This is a genomic window from Nitrospira sp. Nam74 (genome assembly GCF_965152615.1).
The window spans coordinates 2,294,169-2,310,754 of sequence record NZ_OZ224220.1; the positions used below are offsets into that span (position 1 = coordinate 2,294,169).

Annotated in this window: 11 protein-coding genes; 10 read left to right on the plus strand and 1 reads right to left on the minus strand. The window is 52.2% G+C overall.

Annotated elements, in window-relative coordinates:
• Positions 1 to 5 precede the first annotated feature (5 nt).
• The 10 genes from ACWHYZ_RS10795 (at position 6) to ACWHYZ_RS10840 (ending at position 15,095) form a co-directional block, all read left to right on the plus strand.
• A complete protein-coding gene (locus ACWHYZ_RS10795; protein WP_447987259.1) occupies positions 6 to 1,862 on the plus strand; it encodes a carbamoyltransferase family protein in 1,857 nt (618 codons plus the stop codon).
• Positions 1,863 to 2,153: 291 nt separating this feature from the next.
• Entirely contained in the window at positions 2,154 to 3,110 is a 957-nt protein-coding gene (locus tag ACWHYZ_RS10800; RefSeq protein ID WP_447987260.1) for a glucosamine inositolphosphorylceramide transferase family protein, read from the plus strand.
• Between the two features lie 75 nt (positions 3,111 to 3,185).
• Positions 3,186 to 4,202, plus strand: a complete 1,017-nt coding sequence (locus ACWHYZ_RS10805) for an LLM class flavin-dependent oxidoreductase (RefSeq protein ID WP_447987261.1) — start codon at positions 3,186 to 3,188, stop codon at positions 4,200 to 4,202.
• Positions 4,199 to 5,824, plus strand: coding sequence for an amino acid adenylation domain-containing protein (locus ACWHYZ_RS10810; protein ID WP_447987262.1), 1,626 nt, complete (start codon positions 4,199 to 4,201; stop codon positions 5,822 to 5,824). Before ACWHYZ_RS10805 ends, ACWHYZ_RS10810 begins: the two co-directional genes overlap by 4 nt.
• Positions 5,825 to 6,223: 399 nt before the next feature.
• Complete coding sequence (locus ACWHYZ_RS10815) at positions 6,224 to 7,483, plus strand: hypothetical protein (RefSeq protein WP_447987263.1); 1,260 nt, start codon at positions 6,224 to 6,226, stop codon at positions 7,481 to 7,483.
• A gap of 58 nt (positions 7,484 to 7,541) precedes the next feature.
• Positions 7,542 to 8,243, plus strand: a complete 702-nt coding sequence (locus ACWHYZ_RS10820) for a class I SAM-dependent methyltransferase (protein WP_447987264.1) — start codon at positions 7,542 to 7,544, stop codon at positions 8,241 to 8,243.
• Between the two features lie 674 nt (positions 8,244 to 8,917).
• Positions 8,918 to 10,180: a hypothetical protein gene (locus ACWHYZ_RS10825; RefSeq protein ID WP_447987265.1), complete on the plus strand. Its 1,263-nt coding sequence runs from the start codon at positions 8,918 to 8,920 to the stop codon at positions 10,178 to 10,180.
• Positions 10,181 to 10,741: 561 nt separating this feature from the next.
• A complete protein-coding gene (locus tag ACWHYZ_RS10830; RefSeq protein ID WP_447987266.1) occupies positions 10,742 to 12,508 on the plus strand; it encodes a carbamoyltransferase family protein in 1,767 nt (588 codons plus the stop codon).
• Positions 12,509 to 12,522: 14 nt separating this feature from the next.
• Positions 12,523 to 12,840, plus strand: a complete 318-nt coding sequence (locus ACWHYZ_RS10835; protein WP_447987267.1) for a phosphopantetheine-binding protein — start codon at positions 12,523 to 12,525, stop codon at positions 12,838 to 12,840.
• Between the two features lie 872 nt (positions 12,841 to 13,712).
• A complete protein-coding gene (locus ACWHYZ_RS10840; protein WP_447987268.1) occupies positions 13,713 to 15,095 on the plus strand; it encodes an MBL fold metallo-hydrolase in 1,383 nt (460 codons plus the stop codon).
• Between the two features lie 470 nt (positions 15,096 to 15,565).
• Here ACWHYZ_RS10840 and ACWHYZ_RS10845 read toward each other — a convergent pair whose 3' ends face one another.
• A complete protein-coding gene (locus tag ACWHYZ_RS10845) occupies positions 15,566 to 16,090 on the minus strand; it encodes a UpxY family transcription antiterminator (protein ID WP_447987269.1) in 525 nt (174 codons plus the stop codon).
• Between the last annotated feature and the right edge of the window lie 496 nt (positions 16,091 to 16,586).

Below are 16,586 nucleotides of genomic sequence, written 5' to 3' on the forward strand. Positions count from 1 at the left end.
TCACTATGAATGTACTGGGAATTTCAGCACTGTATCATGATGCGGCCGCGGCTCTCGTCGTTGACGGGCGAATCGTGGCAGCGGCCCAAGAGGAGCGCTTTACCCGACGGAAACATGACGCAGGTTTTCCAAAACATGCCATAAGGTATTGCCTGCAGCATGCCGGGCTAACGCTGTCACAGATCGACAGCATTGCGTTCTACGATAAACCGCTATTGAAGTTTGAGCGCCTTTTGGAGACGTATCTCTCCTTTGCGCCTCGCGGATGGCGCTCATTCATCTCCGCGATGCCGATATGGCTTAAAGAGAAGCTGTTCTTAGAAAAGATGCTTCGAGATGAATTCAATCGAGTGGCGGACGCACAAAGTTGCCGACCATGGTCGAAGGCATTTCTTTTTCCCGAGCATCATTTTTCGCATGCCGCGTCAGCCTTCTATCCGTCGCCGTTCCAGGACGCTGCCGTTCTGACCATGGACGGCGTCGGCGAATGGGCTACGACCAGTTTCGGTATCGGGCAAGGATCCTCGCTGACTCTTCAGGCTGATATTACATTCCCGCACTCTCTTGGCCTGCTCTATTCGGCCTTTACCTATTACACAGGCTTTAAGGTGAACTCCGGTGAGTACAAGGTCATGGGACTGGCGCCCTATGGCGAGCCAAAGTATGTCGATTTGATTCTGACGCACCTCATTGATCTGAAAGAAGATGGGTCGTTTCGATTAAACCTCGACTACTTCGACTATTGCACCGGCTTGCGTATGACGAATGATCGGTTTCATCGTCTTTTTGGCGGAGAGCCACGCGAACCGGAGTCGAAACTGGCGCAGCGGCAGATGGATTTGGCCCGCTCAATTCAAGACGTGACCGAACTCGTTGTCCTCCGGATGGCAAAGCATGTTCGGAAACAAACGGGGATGCGCAATCTCTGTCTGGCTGGAGGTGTCGCGTTGAACTGCGTGGCTAATGGGCGTCTCCTTCGAGAGGGTACTTTCGAGAGGCTCTGGATTCAACCTGCTGCAGGAGACGCGGGCGGGGCCCTCGGCGCTGCATTAGCGGCCTACTACGTGCATGAAGGACGGCAGCGTGTCGGTATCATACCCCCTCATCAGTTCGACGGCATGAATGGAAGTTATCTTGGGCCATCATACGAGGACGACGAGATCGAGGCGCTCTTAACGAAGTTGGGGTATCCCTACGAACGATTTGTCGAGAAAGATCTGTATGACAAGGTGGCGGAACTCTTAGCACAAGAGGCGGTCGTGGGATGGTTCCAAGGTCGGATGGAGTTCGGCCCACGGGCTCTCGGCAATCGATCGATCTTGGGAGATGCGCGGTCCCCCAAGATGCAGGCCGTCATGAATTTGAAGATCAAGTATCGTGAATCTTTCCGCCCCTTCGCTCCGGCTGTACTGGAAGAACGCGTCGGTGAGTATTTTGAACTTGAGGAAGCATCGCCCTACATGCTCCTGGTCGCACCGGTCCGCACCGCGAGGAGGCTTTCTGCCGGCGAAGACGACGCGAATCTCTTCGGCATCGATCGGTTGAATCGTCCACGCTCGGATATCCCGGCAGTCACACACTTGGATTATTCGGCGCGGATCCAGACAGTGTCGCGAGAAACCAATACCCGGTTTTATTCGCTCTTGCAAGCGTTCGAGGCCAAGACGGGATATGGCGTGCTGGTGAACACCTCGTTCAATGTGCGCGGGGAGCCGATTGTATGTACTCCGGAAGATGCGTACCGGTGCTTTATGAGAACCGAGATGGACGCCTTAGTGCTGGGAAACTGCGTGCTTACGCGACAGGCACAGCGTCCATTGACGGAAGACACGGATTGGCGGGCCGAATTTCAACTGGACTAAGGACTAGCATGCCGCATGTGAGGGCCTCTTAAGAATTCATCTCCCTGCCGCCGCTTGGTCCCGGCGTTTCTGGGCGCCAAAAGTATTCTTCCTGCCAGACAGTAAGGCGGGCACTTCAAAGAAGTTCGCCACTCCAGAGATAGTACATCGGCGACTCTTGTCAGACTGTTCATTAGTCTCGTTGAATCGCCAAACACCGATGATTTCAGAATCAGCGTCACAACGTACCATGGCACTCGCACGTCGAACCATATTGGGCAGAGTCATAGGCCGCCCACTGTAGGAATACTGATGAGCCACGGAGTAATCAATTATTTGGTTCGTCGACTCAGTCATGTCTGGTCCATTGGTATGTACTCCGGGCCATCGCCGACACTGCTGACATCCTGTCCAGGGAGCGTCAATCCGGTCCTGACGGCTGCCGATGTATCTGACCGCCGTGCCGATTGTGTGGCGGACCCGTTCATGGTGCAGGGCCATGATGGATGGTACATGTTCTTTGAAGTGTTGCAGTTCTGCGGGAAGGGCGAGATTGGCGTAGCTACCAGTGAGGACGGTCTCCACTGGCGATATCAGCAGATTGTGCTGACTGAGCCGTTTCATCTGTCCTATCCGTATGTCTTTGAATGGCAAGGTGAGTATTACATGTTACCGGAGTGCAGCCGTTCGCATTCCGTACTCCTCTACAAGGCGAGTGATTTCCCGACGCAATGGTCCTGTGTCGGCTCGCTCATCAAGGGAATGGCATGCACGGATTCATCCATCTTTCGGTACCGGGACACCTGGTGGATGTTCACAGCCACGAATCGGTCGGAGACGTTGCGCTTGTACTATGCCGAGGAACTCCTGGGGACGTGGAAAGAACATCCCTGTAGTCCTATTGTGTCAGGGGACCGGCGTCAGGCCCGTCCAGCGGGCCGCGTGATCGTGTTGCCTGATCGTATCCTCCGTTATAGCCAGAACTGCTACCCCCATTATGGACTGCAAGTCCACGCCTCTGAGGTCGTGACCTTAACTCGTCAGAATTACAAAGAGCGGCCCGCGGCAGACATGGCCATTCTCAAGTCGAGTGGCAATGGATGGAATGCCTGCGGTATGCATCATGTCGACCCGCATGAGTTGCCGAACGGAGAATGGAGAGCGTGTGTGGACGGATGGACGATCCACGCCCCATTCAAGAAGGTCGCCCTCAATTCCATACGAGCCGTGCGCGAGATCGGCGCCGCCTTACATACGCGCGCACCGTAAGACAATCACGATTGGGTTGGGGGAAATCCTTCCATGCAAAAAAGGCCATTCTGCCACTTGTGATACGAGGTCATCATGCAAGAAGAATTACCTGCGGAAAGCATTGAAGTCTTCTCAACGTGCCCACAGTCGGCTGATGTCAAAAAGGAAGACTATAGACAGAGCATCATAGATGTGTCGCAATGGAGCGAAGAATTCGGATGCAAAGGCATGCTGATTTATTCCGACAACCGCCTGGTGGATCCCTGGCTCGTCGCGCAGATCAGTCTGGAGCATACCAAAGCCCTTTGTCCGCTCGTTGCCATCCAACCCATCTATATGCATCCCTACACCGTTGCCACGTTGGTCAGCTCCTATGGCCTCCTTTATGGACGGCGCATTTACCTCAATATGATTGCGGGTGGATTCAAAAATGATTTGATTGCGTTGAACGATTCGACGCCTCACGACCAGCGATATGAACGCTTGCGTGAATATACGATCATCATTAAAGAATTGTTGGCCGGAAAAACGGTCACCTACGAAGGTCGGTTTTATACCGTTACGAATTTGAAATTGGCGCCGCCAATGCCGGATGAATTGTTCCCCTGCGTCTTTATGTCCGGATCATCAGACGCGGGGCTGGAAGCGTGTCGGTTGATCGGCGCCACGGCAATCAAATATCCAAAATCCTCTCGGGATGAGACCGTCCCCCTTGACGAAGAATTCAATGCCGGCATCCGGATCGGTATTATTGCGCGGGACAACGCCGATGATGCCTGGCACATCGCCCATGAACGGTTCCCCGTCAGCCGGAAGGGTCAGATTACGCACCAGGTGGCTATGAATGTCTCGGATTCAGTATGGCACAAGCAATTGTCACAGCTTGCGGGGGAAGCAAAAACACACCCACATCCCTACTGGTTGGTGCCTTTCGAAAATTACAAGACATTTTGTCCGTACCTGGTCGGCAGCTATGAGGAAGTATCACAGGAACTCGCTCGCTATATTAAGGTGGGATTCAAATCGTTCATCCTAGATATTCCCTTCAGCCGGGAAGAATTAGATCACAGCATGGCGGTCTTTAGGCAGGCTGCGAGGCAGGTGTCATGAACAGATCTTTGATCCAGCAGGCCGTCACTGTCCGAGCCCACGCCCGTCCCGAAGCGACTGCTATTGTCGATGGGACGCAGGTGATGACCTATGACGAGCTGGAGCGCGCCAGCAATCAGTTGGCACGAACGCTGAAGGAAATCGGCTGTCAGCGAGGAGATCGAGTGTGCCTTCTGATGCCGAAATCAATACCCGCCATCGTCGCGATTCTCGCGGTTCTTAAGGCGGACTGCATCTATGTGCCGTTAGATCCTATGAGTCCTCCCGCAAGGGTAGCGACAACCATGGTCCGTGCCGAAAGCCGAGTGATCCTTGCCTCGGGTCCTGTGGGCGGACTCCTGGATGCCATGATGGCGGAAAAGCAACCGCCCTCCGGTACTCCGATCATGGGATGCGTGGGCGCCCAGCGTGTCACAGGCACGACATGGAGGCCCGCGTTTACTCAGGCCGATTGTGCGCGCGTTTCGGACCGTGCCCTGAACTATGGAAACGGGCCGGACGATCCAGCCTACATTTTATTCACATCAGGATCGACGGGAACGCCGAAGGGAGTCGTGATTACCCATGCTAACGTCATGCACTTCATTCAATGGGCCACGGGTTATTTTGGCTTCACTTCCTCGGACAGAATCTCGGCTCATCCCCCACTCCATTTCGATTTGTCCGTCTTCGATCTCTTCGGAACGCTATCTGCGGGAGCGGCACTGCACCTCGTGCCGCATGAGCTGAATCTCCTGCCCCATGCTTTGGCGGAGTTCATCCGCACGTCCAAATTGACACAATGGTTCTCAGTGCCGTCCGTGCTGAATTACATGGCCAAATTCGATGTGGTTAAGCCGGATGACTTTCCATGCGTAAAGCGGATTTTATGGTGCGGCGAGGTCTTCCCCACCTCCGGACTCGTCTATTGGATGAAACGCCTTCCTCATGTGGCATTCACCAATCTCTACGGGCCCACCGAAGCGACCATTGCCAGCAGTTATTACACCGTCCCCACATGCCCTGACGACGACAAAGCACCGATCCCGATTGGTACCGCATGCCCAGGTGAAGAATTGTTGGTGCTGGATGAGGGTTTAAGACCAGTTCCGCGCGGAGTGGTAGGAGGTCTGTATATTCGCGGCGTAGGGCTGAGTCCGGGCTACTGGCAAGAGCCGGAAAAAACAGCGGCGGCATTCTTGCGCGATCCAAGCCTCGGCGATGGCGTCGGCCGGGTGTATAAGACCGGTGATTTAGCGAGAGTCGGCGAAGACGAACTTGTCTATTTTCATGGCCGATCCGATACGCAGGTCAAGGTTCGTGGCTATCGAATTGAACTCGGAGAAATCGAAACCGCCCTGAGTGCAATGGCATCCCTCCAAGACTCGGCCGTCATTATGGTCGAATCGGGAGGATTTGAAGGGGCGGTTATCGCATGCGCCTACGTGCCCGCCGGAGAAGCTGTGGTCTCTGCCAGCGAGGTAAAAAAAGAATTGGGCAAACGCTTGCCCTCTTATATGTGGCCATCCCTGTGGCATTGCATGGATAAACTACCTCGGAATGCTAGTGGTAAAGTGGATCGACCGCGCCTACGCGAACTCTTCAGCGCACAACGGAAGATGAACACGCTGATTTCATCCTGATTCTTAGCCGTATTGCCGGCAATATATCCATCGTCCCATGTCGCGAGCCAAGATCCTAGATATGCCGACAGTGGTAGGGAAATGAGGCCAAGCATCGCTTCCTCACAGGACACCTCGCAAGTCTCACAAAGCCACTATTATGCCTGGATAGTTCCTCTTGTCCTTATCACAATTATCGCGCTGTTTTATATATCTACAATACGGCCTGGGCATAATTGGGGAGATGACTTTGCTCTTTACGTGTTGCATGCCAAGAATATAGCCGAAGGAAACGGGTATGCTCAAACTGCATATATTCATAACCCTTTATATGCTGATATTGGTCCAAAATCTTATCCTCCAATCCTACCCATAGTACTGGCTCCTATATATAAGTGGTTCGGGTTTGATGTCACTGTCATGAAAATTGTCGTAGGTATTTTTTTCTTTGCCGCTCTCTGGGTCCTATATTGGAATTACTGCGCTCAACTTCCATGGTCATATGCAGCGGGTCTGGTACTTTTGTTGGGCCTCAATCCGCTTTTTTGGGATTTTAAGGATGAAATTTTATCTGACTTCCCGTTCCTCTTCTTTGTCTGGGTGACGCTATATTGCCTACAGCACCATTATGATAATACCGGGAAAGGCAGGTCTTCACTCGGGAGCCCCTATGCCGTTCTGATAGGCGTCTGCATGTATCTCGCCTACGGGACGCGGGCTATTGGCATCGTCGTCCCTGCCGCTCTTATCCTCTATGAGCTGATAAGATTCAAAAAACTTTCCGGCTTTGCGTTAACGGTGCTTCTTGTAGTGGCTAGTCTGGTCACTTTCCAGGCGATGCTTCTATCAGATGCAGGCGGGGCATACCTCAGCTTTTGGAAGGAGATTAAGACGAGGGATATTGTGAATCTCCTTTTGGGGAATATCGTTACGTATCTAAAAGCTCTGTCTGCATACTGGGATAACGGACACAGCAAGCTAGGCAAGGTCACAGTATTTCTGGTGGTGAGTTTTATCGCGACTCTAGGTTTACGAAAAAGAATAAAGGATGGTCTCACCATCCAAGAGATCTTTCTCCTCATCTATCTAGTGGTGCTTACCCCATTTCCCTTCTCTGCGGACAGATATCTCTACCCTATTGTTCCTCTCTACTTCTTCTATGCCTGTCTCGGAGCAAGAGAATTGAGGACGGCAATAAACGGTGGCGGCTGGCAATATGCGCCTATCGTAGTTGCGGCGGTTATTGTCTTTTCTTACTCCCTTAAGTACGCAACCCTCGACTATGGACCAATCCAGGAGGGGATTGAAAAAGAGCAATCCAAGGAATTATTTCGGCATCTAACAGCAAATTCCCAACCAAGCGATGTTCTCATTTTTCGTAAGCCACGTGCATTGGCACTACTAACGGGGCGACAAACCACTATCTATCCAATGCCTTCACATAACGGATCATCGGATGAAACAGCCTGGAATTACTTTCGTGACGTCGATGCTCGTTATCTTGTTGTAAGTGCCACAGCCTGGGCCGGAAATCCTGTGGGGGCCGAGGACATTAAATGGGAACGGCAGTTTATAGAAAAATGCCAAGCCCAGTGTCAGAAGGTTTTCTCGAACCCTGATTTTCAGGTATTCAAGCTGAAGTTTGCTCTACAGGCTGAAAGCTTTCCCCGTCTTCAATAAGCCTGATCTTTGTCCAGTCTGTGAACAGACCATCAGCCGAGGTTGATAAGCCTCTGCAATGATCCATTACTATCTTAAAACCGATCAACATTCGAGTCACCAACAGATTGCCAACATTGTCCGTGAGCTGGCGCGCGAGCCGATCCTCGATGTTGGCTCAGCTCAAGGAATGCTAGGGCAGTTGGTAAAGGTCAACGGCTTAAAAATAGATGCCGTCGAGCCGAATGAAACATGGGCGGACGCGGCGAGACCGTTTTATGACAACGTCTATACTGGCACGATAGAATCAGTCTGCCTGCCTGCAAACACGTACCGTTTAGTGGTATGCGCCGATGTACTCGAACATACAGTGAACCCCGTTGAGGTTCTTGGTAGGCTGAGAGGGGCCGCGACGAACGATGCAATTTTTATCATTTCATTGCCCAACGTCGCTTACATCGTAGTACGCCTAATGCTGCTGTTTGGTCTATTTCCTAAGATGGAACGCGGGCCTCTCGATAAAACACACCTGCATTTTTTCACGCTTACAACAGCAATGGATATGCTGAACCAAGCGAGATTGAAGGTGCAGCGAGTTGCAGCGACGGGGGTGCCATTGGAGCAGCTTCACTTGTCAGGATTGTTCCTAAGGTTCGGGCATGGCCTGCAATGGGCCATGGTTCGGCTGCTGCCGCGCTTGTTTGCGTTCCAGTGGATATTTGTAGCCAAACTCACTTTGGCTGATCGACCTGGCTCACAAGCTCCTAACCAATCAAAATAGTGACCTGCGCCGTACTGAGAGGGAACGAACCCTGCTCGACATATCCGTAACTATAACGCCAACCGTGGTATGAGCTGGTGCTTGGCGGCTGACCTTATGAAAGGGCGGCACCACATGAAGTCATAAAGTTTATGAGCCAACAGAGTCAAAGTAGAAATTTCCTACGGTGCAGGGAAGACTTTTGATCTACTCGAATAAACGAAATGCCATCGATCGGTCGCAATTTTGAACTCTCCTCAGTCAACCACAAAACGATGAAGGCGATGGTTTCATGACATTCTAGGCATCGGTGGATTGAACCATAGTCAGTTGTTCAAACAACGTGCGTATCCCGGACTGACCGAACGCGAGTACCAAATATGCCAGGGGTTATGACGCCGCCGCATTGGTCGTCGACGGAAGAGTCGTGGCTGCGGCTGCCAAAGAGCGGTTCACTCATCACAAGCATGCGGGGCCTCGATCCGGACCGAATAGACACATACTGAAATCCACCGCTTGAGCTTCTGACCAGGGACACTTTGGCGGTAGTTCAGATCACATGGGCATTGGGGCCGTGTCAGCCGAGACCGAGCGAGCGACGCCACCGGTGAAGTCGCCGCGACAATCTATCCCTAACATATTCCGCTGCATTGTAAACGGGTCCGTCCGCCAAGCTCGAGATTTGAGTGCGAGCAATGCCGGACTACGAGTCAGCGAACCGCGATAAACACGCGCTTGTAAGACGCACCGCCATCAATGTCCCCAATCTCGTTCTCTTGCTTGCTACGTTAGTTCTTGTAGGGGTCCTATTGGAACTGCTATTGGCCGTGAGCAAAATCAATACAAAGGCAACCATACGATGGATCCCCGACAAGGTGTGGACGCAAATACCAGGCGCTTATTATCGTCACACGAAGGAAGGATTTTCGGAGGGATATTACAATTCCCATGGATATCGTGACTATGAGCGGACCTACGATAAGCCGCCCAATTCTTTTCGGATCCTTGTCCTGGGCGATTCGTACGTTGAAGCCTTACAGGTCTCGCTTGAGGATACCTTCAGTGCTTTGTTAGAGAAAAAGCTCAATGCGGTCTCCGAGTCCATGCGATTTGAGGTTCTCGCGTTAGGTGAGTCGGGGTTCGGCACCGCAAACGAGTATATGAGATATCTGGACTTTGGTACTACCTACTCACCGGATCTGGTGATTGTGGCGCTTACCATCGGCAACGATATACTGAACAATTCCAAATTCCTCAATAGGGAGAAGGTTCAGTTCTATTTCGCATTTGACGAGCACAAGAACCTGGTTCTAGATCGCAGCGTCTTTAATGACTATCAAGACAGTCTCAAACGCCGAGTTCAGAGGGTCAAGGAACATTCGTACCTGGCCAGCTTTATTGCCGACAGACTCTCGTTGCTGTACAGACAATGGAAGGAAGGTCACTGGACCTTCACATCAGACGTCGACGAGGCGGCCAATACAGATGGAGAGCTAGGTCCGTACTCCTACTTGAATATGTATCGTTCCGACCTTACGCCGGCGTGGAAGGAAGCGTTTGATATTACCACCGGCCTGGTTGCACGATTCAGGACAGCCGTAGAGGAACGTGGCGCCCGGTTTCTACTGATGGGTATCTGCAGTGCTGAACAGGTTCATCCAGAAAGATCAGAGCAATTGATGAAAATGTACAAGCTTCCCTTCGATTTCGACCAGCCGAATCGCATCCTTGAACAGTTTTCAACGCGGGAGCAGATTGAGTTTCTCGATCTCATGCCGACATTTCGCGAGTATCACCGCAAGACCGGCACATATCTGCATGGCTTCGGCTTGAATCGAGGCGGGCATTGGAATGAAAACGGTCATCGCCTGGCCGCAGAAACAATGTTTGAGTTTCTTCTTGATCGGCATCTCGTGCCACTAGACCCGGTGTCTGCTAGAGGAACGCTCGTTCATTAGCATCCTGAGGCAATGGCAGGATCCACTTGGACCCCAGCTCGGCGACAATCGCGCGTCGCACGGACAGCGACATCGCCGTCACAGGAGGACCGATCGCCCCATTACTGAATGCCGTCACGGCGGAGCTTAGAGTACATTCCGAGCAGTCGATTTGTTGAAAGGATCAGACAGGATGCGGCACCCCGATGCTCGGGTATTCATCCCCGTGCCCGCGGTGGACCTTCCGGCTTCCCGCCGCAGTCTTGAAATGCGTCAATGATCCGGCCCATTTTTCTTCACATGGGATGGACCGGCACGGCGAATGGCGTTGTTATTACCATGCCAATATCGATCATTTTATGTATTTCGCGGCTATCGAATCGAAGTCGGTGAGATTGAGCGGCTTTAAATGCCGCGCCATTTCTGCAGGAATCTGTCGTCGTTGTCGTCTACTTCGCGGGCTTTGAGGGCCATCGGTTGGCTAGAGCTGGAGCCATTCCCGTGCAATGGGAGCGGTAAAGTGGATCGGCCGGCATTGCACGAGTTGGCCGGGCAACACAACAAGGTGAGGACGGCGGTCCTATGAACATTTTAGGCATCAGTGGGTTGGACAATAGCGAGTCGTTCAAGCGGGAAGCTTATCCCGGGCTCACCGAGCGCGAGTACCGGATGTGCCAAGGTTATGACTCCGCCGCTGCATTGGTCGTCGAGGGAAAGGTTGTGGCTGCGGCTGCCGAAGAGCGGTTCACACGTAACAAACACACCGGTGCGTTTCCGATTGAAGCTATCCGGTATTGCTTCTCTGAAGCGGGACTCTCGCTCGAAGACATTGATGAGATTGCGCACGGGTTTGACTATACTCCGTACCGCCGGGCTTATTCGCTCGATTCTTTCTCATCGCGCTCGTTCGAAGAGGTATTGTCCAGGGATGCCTTGCTGAACCGTGTTGCGCACAAATTGCACGGTTATCCAGTGGAGCGCGTCCATTCCGTATCGCACCATCTCTCACATGCTGCCAGCGCCTATTATACGTCGGGTTGGGATGACTGTCTTGTCATTGTTATTGATGGAATGGGGGAGGTGCACAGCGCGTCTGTGTATCGCGGCCACCAAGGACATCTGGACGCTCTTCACCATATGTCCGCGCATGACTCCATCGGAATTCTCTATTCGCTTGTGACCTTTCATCTGGGATTTGATTTTAATGCGGATGAATACAAGATTATGGGACTGGCACCGTATGGCGATGCAGAGCGATTCCGGCCGTTTTTTGATGCTGCGGTGAAGCTCCGGGATGACGGCTGCTGGCACATCCCGATCTTAAGGATGAATCGAACCAGAGAAGACCGTGAAGTGTATCGTGCGACGAGAGACTTTCTGAACGAGCACCTTGTTCAGGAACGCTCGCCTGATTCCGACATCAGGGACGAACATCGTGATGTGGCCGCGGCGCTTCAAGCATGTCTCGATAAAGCCATGCTCCATCTGTGTGGAACGTTTGGGGCCAAGACCGGCTCCCGACGGCTGGCGTTAGCCGGAGGTGTGGCGCTCAATTGCACCGCGAATGGAATGCTTATGCGGTCAGGACTCTTCGATGAAATTTATGTCCAGCCTGCTGCAGGCGATGATGGCGCCGCGTTGGGAGCGGCGTTGTATCGGGGCTCGCAGAAGGGATTGATTCGGAATGAGCGATTCCCTGTGCCGTTTCTCGGGCCGTCTTATTCGCACCGCACCATCGACCTGGCCTGTGAAGAGTTCCGCGATCGCATTGAGTGTCTGTCCTTTAGTTCCTTGGAGGAGGCTTGCGCAATGGCATCAAGGCTCATCGCCGACGCGAATGTAGTCGCCTGGTATCGCGGGCGTATGGAGTTCGGTCCTCGGGCCTTGGGCCACCGGAGTATTCTCGCTGATCCCGGACACCCTCAGATGCGGGATCGTATCAATGCCATGGTCAAAATGCGTGAGGCTTTTCGTCCCTTCGCGCCAGTGGTCTCGGTGGAACAAGTGCATGAGTGGTTTGAAGTACCGCCTATGACGGAATTCCCCTATATGATCATGACTGCCGATGTTCGTAAACAATTTCGGAGTGAGTTGCCTGCGGTGACACACATTAACGGCTCAGCGCGAGTCCAGACGGTGACCGCGACCGATTCGGCAGAGTTTCATACGCTTTTGCGAGCCGTCGGCAAGATGACCGGGCGAGAAATGGTTCTCAACACCAGCTTCAATATTAAGGGCCAACCCATCGTCAACACCCCGCGGGAGGCCATTCAAACCTTTCTAGGGACGGGCATTGACGCGCTGTTTTTGGAAAATGTGCTGGTGCGTCGACGTCAACCGGACCGATAGATCAGGGGGGTACGATGTCGGCAGATCAAAGTATTTACACGTCGGTTGCCAATCTGCTCCTGGAGAAACTCCATCTGCATATTCCCGGGATCGATACCGATTTAGTCGAAACCGGGTTGCTCGACTCACTGGCCTTTGTGGAGCTGACGGTCCAACTCGAAGAGACATTTGGTATTACAATTCCAATGGAGAGACTGCACATCGATAATGTCCGGTCTATCTCAGCCATTGCCGAATTCGTCGCGATGCTACAGTCACCGCAGAAATCGGCCACCGAATCGGCAGGCGTACTTAGCGAAGACACATCCTCTGAAAACAGTGCGCCAGTGTAATATGGGTATGACTGTTCCCGAGCCGGAGGCTCAGTGTCTTAGAACCGATGGAAAGGAATACTGTTGGCAGTCCAGAGGAAAAGCTATCGTAAAATGAGGGGGGTGGCCCTGCGAAGGCGCCGCATCCTGTATGGCAATTCATCTATCCTAACCCATGGTCTCCGTCCTACAGGTCTGTATGTTGGTAAGGGGTTGAATTTGACGGCATTGGGTTAGGGGGCATATCTCGCCACCGGCGGAACGCATCCCTAAGAAAAGACGACGGCTGTCCATTTGTCATGTAAAGGGTAGCCGATCTCTGAAAAGTACGAACGCCGCCCTTGCCGCCGATTGAACCGGATCCGAATCCGAATCCTTCCGGGAGACACGCACTACATGTGGCCGCTTGTTGGAGGAACACATAGGCGGCCTGAGGTATGAGGTTTCGTCGAGCGAATGATTAGATTCTATCAGACCCGACGATCATGGAAGATTGGATTGAGAAACAAGCTGAAGCAATTGTTGACCGATTTGTAGCGGATGAATCGTCCGCAGATTTATGGTGCCTTCAGCAATCGATTGTGGAGGCTTTGCACATGGCTTATCAAAGAGGGAAGGAAGCGAAGATTGGATGGCCACGGATTGAAGAGTAGGCAGCGATAATCACAGAAAAATGGCCAGAGCCTGTGGCGTGCACAATGCACCTGCTTATCTCCGGTTCCCAATGTCCACGAAATGAGGGTGTCCTGCCAAGGTGCCGAACTCAACAATCATGGAATCGTCGGCATGAATCTTTGCCATCGTAAGTCGCTACGCCATTGTTCGGCACAGTTTATAGATGTCATTCCACTCTCCTTATGCACAACTATGGGATCTGTCTCAGGGAGGAACCTATGGATCTCGGTTTCCAAACTATCGGCAACGCGACGCTCATTGGCTATGACCATGGCCCCGTGCTAGCCACGGATCCATGGCTGATAGGGGGGGCCTACTTCGGCAGTTGGACGCTGTCCCATGCAATTCCCGCGGAACAAATGGAAGCGATCAAGGCGTGCCGGTATATTTTTATTTCTCATGGGCATCCCGACCATCTCAGTCTCGAATCACTGGCAATGCTAAAGGACAAGACTCTCTTGGTCCCCGACCATGTCGGCGGAAGGATTATGAAGGACCTGGAACAGTTAGGCTACGTGGTTGTAGTCCTTAAAGATGGCCAGTGGATACCTCTTTCTCAACGGATTCATGTCATGTGCATCGCCGATTGTAATCAGGATGGCCTGCTTGTGATTGATATAGGTGGGGTACTGATCCTCAATCTCAATGATGGTGAAGGCTATGGATGGCGGTCGTTCTTGAAGAGCATCACAAGGAACTATAGCAGGAGTGTTCTTCTGAAGCTCTTTGGGTATGGCGATGCGGACATGAATAATTTTGTGGATGAGAACGGCAGCAGATTAAAGCCGGCTGCCGCGGAACGATGGCCCCTTGGTAAGTCGATACAGTGCCATGCGGAACAGCTCGGTGTGACGGATGTCGTTCCGTTTAGCTCTTTTCACAAATATCAACGGAGTGATAGTGCGTGGTTGAATCAGTACGTCACAGGATTGGAGGATTACCCTACTGGATTTGCGTCGCGCCGTTGCACGCTCCATCCTGCCTTTGTATCATACGACTGCAGCAAGGATGAGCTTCACGAAATCCGTCCGGAGCAGACGCCTGAGGACATATTCGATCCGAAGGCATTCGGGGATGACTGGAACGATCCACTCGATCGCGACGAAATCAAAACCGTGTCTCAGTATTTTCACTCCATTCAGCATCTCGAGAAGGTGCTAGATTTTATAACCATGAGAGTAGGGGGGCGCGAGCATCGCATTGAATTCAAAAAGCGAGGTCGCGACGAAAAAGGGATTAGGTTTGAGGTGCCTCGCCATTCATTAATGCAGGCCGTCAACTATGAGTGTTTTGACGACCTCTTAATTGGAAATTTCATGCGGACCTGCCTGCTCGGACATTGGCCGAATACACGACTCTATCCTGACTTCTCACCATATGTGGCGAAATACGCCGATAATGGCCGTGCCAAAACTCCTGAGGAATTGAGGCAGTACTTCGGTGAATACAAGAGACGGGCCGGAGCGATCCATTACCTGCATGCCGCATTCACCTATAAGGCTTCGAACCTGATGAATCGGTTTGCCCAAAGCGAATCGTCTCTCTACTACGCAGCCAGAGGGATTAAGAGATTCGTGCAAGGGCGGCAGATCTTCGTTTAGCTACTCCCTTACTTGACCTCGCTTCTTCCAGCGTCCATATCTTGGCTAATCATCGAAGTCGGGTACCTGACACCCTGGATAGCCGGATGGTACATGGACAAGTGCATTGTGAGAATACGGTCGAGTGTCGTTATGGTGGCAGACTGTGCCGCTATGAGTGCCGGCTCTTGCCTCACCGTCATCTCAGTGGCACTGCTTAGACAGTGTAACGCGTTTATGTAACATCAATGATCGCTGGAGATTGGGCTGAAAAAGAAGCGGAAGCAATTATCGACAGATTTGTTTCGGACGAATCATCAGCAGATTTATTGTCTCTTCAGCAATCGATTGCAGAGGCATTGTGCAGGGCTTATGAAAACGGAAGGGACGCGACAGGTTGATTTCGCAAGCACGACCGTCGCGTCTTCTTTGAGGTATTGTCTCAGCGGTGCCCGCGTCTGCATCTATGGCGGGTAAAAGCGCCGAGGGGATTAGACAGCCATAGAATTTTCAATCGGCATCACGTCGTCGGCATTAATTTGGACGGCGACAGATTGGCGGATGAGACGCACCGATAAGACAAGGCGGCATCCGTCTCCCTTTCTGATCAATGTTCCCTTGATACCTTCAAAAGGACCGCGCATCACGGACACGGACATCCCTTCTTCCAAATAGGGATGAGCCTCGCACCGTCTGGGATGATTCATCACATGCTGGAGGGCCAGTATTTCTTCTTCTAAAATAGGCTCAGCAGTCTGTCCGTTTCCGACAATGTCTACGACGCCTGGAGTTTGAAGTACTATGAGCGCCTGCTCATGACAGAACTTTGCAAAACAATATCCCTGAAAAAGCGGCCACTCAATCACTTTCTTCCGGTCTTTCCACTGACTGACTCGCTTGACTACCGGCAGGTATTCTTCTATTTCACGCCGTGCTAACTGGTCCCTGACGATCTTTTCAGACCGTGATCGTGTCCGAATCGCGTACCAGTGACTGGTTTGGGGTTGCGGGAACATACACGTCCCTTCTTTAGTCCAGTGGTTCTGTCAGTACTCTTGAGGAACATTCCTCTAAGTGCTGGGTCACTCTTTTACGCTCGTTGCCATCATTAAGGTATCCTTCTTTATTCGAAACATATGTCGTGATGCGATCTACTGCATATATGCCTAGGACGAAGCTTTATTCGTGCCGGCAGGGAGCAATCATTAGAGTGCGGGCCAACGCGTTGTCTTTGTTCCGTTATCGCAGCCTCGGTGACCGATAAATGGCATCATAAGGTAGCCTAAAAGACCTCCTGGACTGAGGTGGCACACAATATGGCCTCTACCCCGAATATGTTAGGGTACATAGTTGAGCCATCGTAATGAGCGATGCTGCCGACAGCCGGCAGACATACAGGATTGTTAGACAGCTTTCGATTGGTCCGATGCACTCCTGTCCGCTTACACTGGGGCGTCTTGTAGGTACAACACGCTAAAAGAGACGAGTAAAGCGAGGCGAAGCGGTTACGGC

Excerpts from the sequence above, each read along its gene's own strand:
- ACWHYZ_RS10795 (WP_447987259.1), top strand. The coding sequence starts at position 6 with ATGAATGTACTGGGAATTTCAGCACTGTATCATGATGCGGCCGCGGCT.
- ACWHYZ_RS10800 (WP_447987260.1), top strand. The coding sequence starts at position 2,154 with ATGAGCCACGGAGTAATCAATTATTTGGTTCGTCGACTCAGTCATGTC.
- ACWHYZ_RS10805 (WP_447987261.1), top strand. The coding sequence starts at position 3,186 with ATGCAAGAAGAATTACCTGCGGAAAGCATTGAAGTCTTCTCAACGTGC.
- ACWHYZ_RS10810 (WP_447987262.1), top strand. The coding sequence starts at position 4,199 with ATGAACAGATCTTTGATCCAGCAGGCCGTCACTGTCCGAGCCCACGCC.
- ACWHYZ_RS10815 (WP_447987263.1), top strand. The coding sequence starts at position 6,224 with ATGAAAATTGTCGTAGGTATTTTTTTCTTTGCCGCTCTCTGGGTCCTA.
- ACWHYZ_RS10820 (WP_447987264.1), top strand. The coding sequence starts at position 7,542 with ATGATCCATTACTATCTTAAAACCGATCAACATTCGAGTCACCAACAG.
- ACWHYZ_RS10825 (WP_447987265.1), top strand. The coding sequence starts at position 8,918 with ATGCCGGACTACGAGTCAGCGAACCGCGATAAACACGCGCTTGTAAGA.
- ACWHYZ_RS10830 (WP_447987266.1), top strand. The coding sequence starts at position 10,742 with ATGAACATTTTAGGCATCAGTGGGTTGGACAATAGCGAGTCGTTCAAG.
- ACWHYZ_RS10835 (WP_447987267.1), top strand. The coding sequence starts at position 12,523 with ATGTCGGCAGATCAAAGTATTTACACGTCGGTTGCCAATCTGCTCCTG.
- ACWHYZ_RS10840 (WP_447987268.1), top strand. The coding sequence starts at position 13,713 with ATGGATCTCGGTTTCCAAACTATCGGCAACGCGACGCTCATTGGCTAT.
- ACWHYZ_RS10845 (WP_447987269.1), bottom strand. The coding sequence starts at position 16,090 with ATGTTCCCGCAACCCCAAACCAGTCACTGGTACGCGATTCGGACACGA.